General features: G+C 68.5%; 4 protein-coding genes and 1 pseudogene. 3 read left to right on the plus strand and 2 right to left on the minus strand.

Going from position 1 to position 3,521, the window contains the following annotated elements; translation table 11 throughout:
* Positions 1 to 709 precede the first annotated feature (709 nt).
* Both B118_RS33760 and B118_RS0124600 read right to left on the minus strand, forming a co-directional pair.
* On the minus strand, positions 710 to 1,375 hold the full coding sequence (locus B118_RS33760) for a nucleoside-diphosphate kinase (RefSeq protein WP_337588132.1): 666 nt from the start codon (positions 1,373 to 1,375) through the stop codon (positions 710 to 712).
* Positions 1,376 to 1,537: 162 nt separating this feature from the next.
* The gene (locus B118_RS0124600; protein ID WP_028193655.1) at positions 1,538 to 2,467 is read right to left on the minus strand and encodes an adenosine kinase; all 930 of its coding nucleotides are present in this window, start codon (positions 2,465 to 2,467) and stop codon (positions 1,538 to 1,540) included.
* 158 nt (positions 2,468 to 2,625) lie between these two features.
* Here B118_RS0124600 and B118_RS34015 point away from each other — a divergent pair.
* The 3 genes and pseudogenes from B118_RS34015 to B118_RS0124610 form a co-directional block, all read left to right on the plus strand.
* Positions 2,626 to 2,841 (plus strand): annotated as a pseudogene (locus B118_RS34015) (hypothetical protein); the annotation flags it as partial.
* 19 nt (positions 2,842 to 2,860) lie between these two features.
* Entirely contained in the window at positions 2,861 to 3,100 is a 240-nt protein-coding gene (locus B118_RS0124605; RefSeq protein ID WP_155254313.1) for a hypothetical protein, read from the plus strand.
* 92 nt (positions 3,101 to 3,192) lie between these two features.
* Positions 3,193 to 3,521: GAP family protein (locus B118_RS0124610; protein WP_028193656.1), on the plus strand; the 329-nt coding region annotated here is incomplete at its 3' end.

Below are 3,521 nucleotides of genomic sequence, written 5' to 3' on the forward strand. Positions count from 1 at the left end.
GCCGACGCCGTCACCAAGCACGAGCCACGACCAGCCACTACGCCCGGCAAGCCCTCACCGAGCCGTGATCACAATCCCCGGCTGGAGTACTAACTCGCGCCTTCTCGTTGCTGCGCCACCTCCACATCGACAGAAGCGGATATGTGGCGCACCAGGTCGCGGTGCATCCGACATCACGATCTGTGCCGGTCCACTCCGCGCGGTCTAATCCATCAGCTGGAGCCATCGTGTAACGCATCAAGTGAAGCCCGACAACGCTTCAGCCACGTCCGGGCAGGGGGAGGCCTCGGCATGACTACCGCCGATCCGGTGGGAGATCGCGGTGGTTCAAGGGCTGCGCGCTTCTCGTGGGCTGCAGTACTGTGACCAGCGCAGATGCGCTACCGACGGATCGCTGCCAAGCGTGGCTGTATTTGACCGTGGAAATGCGGGCCGTGACCTGCGACTTAAGGTTCGGGGCGCTCATCACCCCTGAAGGGATCGCAACAGGGGTGACCCAGAGGCGGATGTCGACGCACCACCACCAGCCCGCCCCGCAACATCAAAGCTAGCCGACCCCGAAAGACCGACTTTCCTACATAACAGGCACGATGACCCGATGAGCAGCGCACACGAAACCGGCAGATTCGCCAACATCCGCCCCGACGAGGTCGACCACGTCGCCACGAACACCGACGCCGCCGACATCGTCGGACGGATGGCTCCACCCTCATGCAGTGCCGCCGTACGACGGCCATAGTCGGGATCCGAGAGCGAGCTGCTCGAGGGACCGCGCCGCCCAATCGGAGGTGGGGCTGGCGCTCCGCCGGACGATCCGGGCCTGTAGGCCAGCCAGAACCTGGTGGAAGTTGGGCAGCCGCACGGCCCGGGTGGGTCCACCGCCGGCAACCAGCCGATCGACCACCTCGGCCGGCGCCAGGTCACGGCGGGTGCCGCCGTCGGCACCGCGCAGGACGGACCCACCGCGTCGCTGCCGAGAAAGAGGCAGGACTCCCGCACCGCCGTCTCCGGCAGGTCGGACGTGTGGACGACGCACATCACCATGTTCTGCGAGCCGAATTCGTACCGCAGCAGGCCGGGCTCCGACAGGCCCGGGTTGGAAGGCCCCTTGAGCTCGGAGAGCCACTCGGTCGCCGGGACGGTCGAGGAGGAGCGCCACCGCCGGGCCGAGTCGGTAGTAGCGCGGCATATACCACCACAACGGGCGGCCGCCGGGGTCCATCAGCCTCACCTGGGTGTAGCGGTAGAGCTCCTCGAGCCGACAGTGGTGCGAGCGCACCACCTTAAGGGCGGTCACGCCGAAGCCCCGCTCGCCCAGCCACGCGACGATGTCCGGAACCTGGCCCTGACGGACCGCTTCGGGCCGCACAAGCATGAAGGCTGTCCGTCGCGCCGCCGCCGGGTGCGCGCCGAGCAAGCGCCGGGGCTCGGCCCATCGTCCACGGGCAGCGCCGCCAACAGCCCCGCCGGCGCCGCCGCCGCGTCGGGCACTCCCCACGCACGCGCCTGGCCGTCCCGTCCTCGCCACGCCTCGCCGTCACCAGCGGCGGCCTCGACCCGCGGACGGCTCCAGTTCCGCCGCCCGGGCGAGCAGCGCGCCCCGGTCGATCAAGTCGACGTTCGTCGCCGCCACGGTACAGGCGTAGGCCCCGGAGATCGCGCCGTACAGGGCGCACCGCCGCACCGGCTCCCCCGCGAGCCAACCGAACAGGAAGCCTGCGGCGAAGGCGTCGCCCGCACCGTTGGAGTCCACCACCAGCGCCGGCGGATCGACCGCCGGAACATGGCTGAACTCGCCGTCGACCAGCAGGTACGCCCCCTCGGCTCCGGCGGTGGCAACGACCGTGCGGGCCCGGCCGCGTTCGACGATGCGCCGCATCGTCTGCTCGGGATCGGCCAGCGCGGCCGACGACACGAAGACGAGGTCGGCCGCGTAGGCGAAGTCCTCGTGGTACGGCTCGTTGCCGTCCCAGTTGTGCAGGTCCGTGGAGATGGTTACGCCCGCCGCGCGCAGCGTGGGCAGGGCGAAGGCGCACGGATAGGTGATCGACACGTGGGCGTGCCGGCTCGCCGCGGCGAGGGCGGTCACCGTCTCCACCGGGAGCCGGTCCCCCGCCTCGGATCGACTGCTGTCGTACAGGGACAACCGCCGTCCGTCAGGGGCGACGAGGTTGACCGCACGGCGGGTACCGGCCCGCAGCGCAGAGACGGTGAGCGGGATGCCCCGCTCGGCGTGCAGGGCGCGGACCAAGTCGCCCTCGTGGTCGTCGCCGATCACATCGACGTGGTGGGTACGCAGGCCCAGGGCGTGGACCGCCATCGCCACGAAGTCGCCGGTCTGCCCCGCGCGCGTCGTGATCGCCGGCACCATGTAGCTGTCAGCGAACGGAAGGGGCAACTGCGGTGCGTAGACGATGGTGTCCACGCCGGCGCCGCCCAGGACAAGGACATCGATCTCAGTGCTCACGAGTGCTCCTCAGGGCAAGTGGTGTAGGGCTGATGTAGATAGCGGCGACGTCCCACCCACGGGGCCAGGTGAACGGGAAGCGTTTGCCCTGAGCGAGAACGAGTCTGTCCGCGCCGGCTACGCCGCGCTGCTCAGCCGCCGAGGTGGGCGAGCAGGACGTGACCGCAGCTAACTTCACCGCGCTGGTCCGGTCTGCGACCCGCTCGCGCTGCACGGCCTGTTCGCTGGCCCGCGCTGGTTGGCTGTCTTCTGAGGCCGATGTCCTGGTACCAGCCGCCATCTCATTCACCATCGATGCCCCAAACCATGAACAGGTCCGAGCAGGCTACGCCGTCGAAGGCGCTAGCGCCGCGGTGACGGCGGAAGCCTCCGCCGCCCTGAGGGATGCGTGGCGTGACGGTGGTTCCCGGAGTCATCGCCAACTGTGCCGCCAACGCATGGTGGTGGACGCTGTTCGGCGACGTCGGCATCGATCCGGTGGAGGTGTTCCACCGGATCGACTCACTTATCACGCCGCTGGTCGCGAGGGCGTTCGAGACGGCGCCGACCGGTGACGAGCTGGACGTGGCCGCTCGGCAGACCGCACACCAGAACCTCGGGGACCTGACCCGGACTCTCGAGTTGGTACGTTGAGCAACCCCGATAGATCGACGGGAGGTTGATGGATGGCTATTACTCTGGCAACGATTTTCGGCCTGGCACTCGTGGACAGTCTGAGTCCATCGATGCTCGCCGTCAGCCTGTACTTCGTGCTGAAGACCGAGCGCTACGTCTCCCGGGTGGCCATCTACGTGGCGACGGTACTGACGGTCTACCTCGGGCTCGGCATCGCCCTGATGCTCGGATTCGGCGCCCTGGCGGACATCATGACCAACGACATTGGGCGAACGATCGTTCACATACTGCAGGTCGTCGTCGGCGTCTCACTGCTCATCTACAGCATCACCGGAGGATGGCGTAAGAAGCCGGCGGAGCCGGTGCGACGCCCCACCTCCCAGCGCATTCCGACCGTCATCGGACTCGCCCTCAGTGTGACCCTGGCCGAGTTCCTCAC

The organism is Salinispora pacifica CNR114 (assembly GCF_000514775.1).
GTDB lineage: Bacteria > Actinomycetota > Actinomycetes > Mycobacteriales > Micromonosporaceae > Micromonospora > Micromonospora pacifica.